The sequence below is a fragment of the Mycobacterium innocens genome (assembly GCF_900566055.1).
Classification (GTDB): Bacteria; Actinomycetota; Actinomycetes; order Mycobacteriales; family Mycobacteriaceae; genus Mycobacterium; species Mycobacterium innocens.
In genome coordinates this window covers 1-3,074 of record NZ_UPHQ01000329.1, presented here as the reverse complement: position 1 = coordinate 3,074, position 3,074 = coordinate 1, and the positions used below count along the sequence as shown (strand labels likewise).

Here is a 3,074-nt window from a genome sequence, read left to right as displayed (position 1 = left end):
GGTCACGGTGGCCTGTCGGGCGGCAGCGGCGGCAACGGGGGCAGCGCGGGATTATGGGGGACCGGCGGCGCCGGCGGCAGCGGCGGCGCCGGTGTCAACGGAAACAACGGAGTCAACCCGACGCAGAGCTACACGGGCTCGTCGACCGACGGCGTCGTCGGCTCATCCGGTGAACCAGGAGGCAATGGCGAGCCCGGCCATCCCGGACTGTCTGGGCAAGCCGGCGGCAACGGCGGAGCCGGCTACGGCACTGCCCGTGATCCCGAACAACTTCCGAATGCGGGCGGTAACGGCGGCACCGGGGGCGCCGGGGGCGACAATGCACCCGGCGGTAACGGCGGGGCTGGCGGCAACGGCAATCTCGAGGGCGGAAGAGGCGGTGACGGCGGTGTCGGTGGCGCCGGTGGGGCCGGCGGAAACGGCGGCAACGGCGGAGACGTCTTCTACAACCCTGAGTTGACGCCCGCAGGTGCCGGCGGCAATGGCGGGAACGGCGGAGCCGGAGCGCCCGGCGGAGCCGGTGGTAACGGCGGCCTCAACTTTTTCCTTGACCCCGAAACCGGCGCAATGCAAGGTCCCGGCGGTACGGGTGGCCGCGGTGGTGACGCCAACGGCCCGTTGAGCCCCGGCGGCAATGGCACCGCAGGCGGGCATGGTGGTGCCGGGGGTCGAGGCGGGCTGTTGTTCGGCGACGGCGGTGCCGGTGGTGCCGGCGGCCTCGGCGGTGCCGGTGGCATCGGAGCCGCGGGCGGCGCCGGTGGTGCTGGCGGTGTAGGCGGCCCCAATGGCGCCGGTGCTTACCTCGGCGGTGTCGGCGGTGACGGCGGTGATGGCGCTCGCGGTGGCGCCGGGGGAGCCGGCGGTAACGGTGGTGCCGGCGGTGCGGCTGGACCGCTCAGCCGCCCAGGTACGGCAGGGGCCGGTGGCCGTGGCGGCGCCGGCGGCGCCGGCGGCGCCGCCGGTGCGGGCGGCCCCGGCTACAACTCCACTTTCCCGTGGGGAAGCCCTTCGGGCCAACCGGGTAATCTCGGGTCGAAGGGCGCCGACGGCGCCAATGGACGTCCGGGTTAGGCACAAGCCGGTGTCCCGGTCTTAAACCCCTTTAAGTTCGACCAAACCTTTCTAGGAGCCGACCATGACAGGTTTCGCTATGTTGCCGCCAGAGATCAATTCGGTGCGGATGTTCGCCGGCGCCGGTTCTGCACCGATGATTCAGGCCGCGGTTGCTTGGGAGGGGCTGTCTGCGGAATTGGAGACAGCCGCCCAGTCATTTACCGCCGTGATGTCCGGGTTGGCCGGCCAAGCCTGGCAGGGGGCGGCGGCTGCGGCAATGGCGACCGCCGCGGCACCGTATCAGCGGTTCCTGAGCGCAGCCTCGGCGCAAGCTACGACGGCAGCCGGACAAGCCAAGTCCGTCGCCGAGGCGTTCGAGGCCGCCCGGGCGGCGACCATTCACCCCACGGCGGTGGCAGCCAATCGAAATGCGTTCGTGCAGTTGGTAGTAACGAACCTGCTAGGCCAAAACGCGCCCGCTATTGCGGCGGCTGAAAGCGTCTATGAACAGATGTGGACCCAAGACGTGGACGCCATGCTCGGATACCACTTCGGGGCCTCGGCGGCGGCGGCACAACTGATCTCCTTGCCCACCAACTTGCAGCAACTTTTGCAGGGTCTGCCTGACTTGGGCGTGGGCAACAAAGGCAACGCCAATGTCGGCAGCGGCAACACCGGAAGCGGCAACGTCGGCGAAGGCAACACAGGCACCTCCAACCTGGGCGGCGGCAACATCGGCAACAACAACATCGGCGACGGCAACCTCGGCAACAACAACTTCGGTTTCGGAAACTTGCGCAACGGCAACATCGGCTTCGGAAACATCGGCAGGATCGCCACGAACCCTGATCCGGGCCACAACGTGGGATTCGGTAACCGTGGTAATTACAACGTCGGCTTCGGCAACAATGGCGAGACGAACACCGGCGGCGGGAATGTCGGCAACGCCAACATTGGCGGCGGCAACACCGGCAACAATAATTTCGGATTCGGCAATACCGGCAACAACAACATCGGCATCGGGCTCACCGGGAACAACCAGGTGGGCATCAACCTGGCTGGGCTGCTGAACTCGGGCGCCGGCAACATTGGCTTCGGAAACTCCGGCACCAACAACATCGGCTTCTTCAATTCCGGTGACCACAACGTCGGTATCTTCAATACGGGCACCAATCCTCAGCCAGTTCAGCTGAACAGCATCGGTTTCGGGAACTCGGGTTACGGCAATATCGGCATCGGGAACGCGGGCTTGGTCAACACCGGATTCGGGAACGCAGGCATACTGAACACCGGCTTCGGGAATACCGGCAGCCATAACACCGGATTCGGTAATGCGGGATCGTTCAACACGGGTTTCTGGAACTCGGGTGACATCAACACCGGTAGCGGAAATTCAGGCGACGTAAACACCGGCTTCTGGAATTCGGGCGACGTCAATACTGGGTTCGGAGCGACCACCAACACCGGTCTGGTCAATTCGGGCTTCGGCAACACGGGCAGCTCGATGTCGGGCTTTGGAAACAGCGCAACCGGCCCCGGCGCTGCCAATATCTCGGGCTTCGGAAACACCGCCAGCGGTGGCACCATGTCAAACGGTCGCATGTCGGGTCTCGGAAATATCGGCGTCCCCCCCGTCCCGGGCATCTCCGTCAACAGCGGCTCAAGCTCGGGCTTATTCAACACGGGCACTGTCCTATCGGGACTGTTCAGCCTGCGTCGCCAGCTGCCGTAGCCGACATCATCGAGCGGACGGCAACAGGAATGGCTTCACACGCGGCTAATCTAACCGCAAGATCTTGTTCGCCGGGTGGCCCCGGGGGGTCTCACCCCGGGGCTCCCACAGAACGGAGCGTGACAGTCTCCCGTCACTCCGCTCTTCTCATCCAGTCCGTTTAGAACTCGGTCATCCACGCCCAGTGGGCGAACATGCCTGGTTGACGTTGCACCAGGTCTTTCCACCATCGCTGGGCCCTTTTGAACGACCTGAGCCGTTTGAACCTCCGTCGCGCCCATCGCACCAG

The 3,074-nt window shown here is 65.6% G+C and carries 2 protein-coding genes; both read left to right on the top strand.

What is annotated here, in order from left to right; genetic code table 11:
* Window positions 1-12: 12 nt before the first annotated feature.
* Window positions 13-1,071 (top strand): hypothetical protein, encoded by a 1,059-nt coding sequence (locus EET03_RS33315; RefSeq protein ID WP_482805340.1) that lies wholly within the window; start codon window positions 13-15, stop codon window positions 1,069-1,071.
* A gap of 64 nt (window positions 1,072-1,135) precedes the next feature.
* A complete protein-coding gene (locus EET03_RS29435) occupies window positions 1,136-2,785 on the top strand; it encodes a PPE family protein (protein ID WP_075542570.1) in 1,650 nt (549 codons plus the stop codon).
* Window positions 2,786-3,074: the final 289 nt, after the last annotated feature.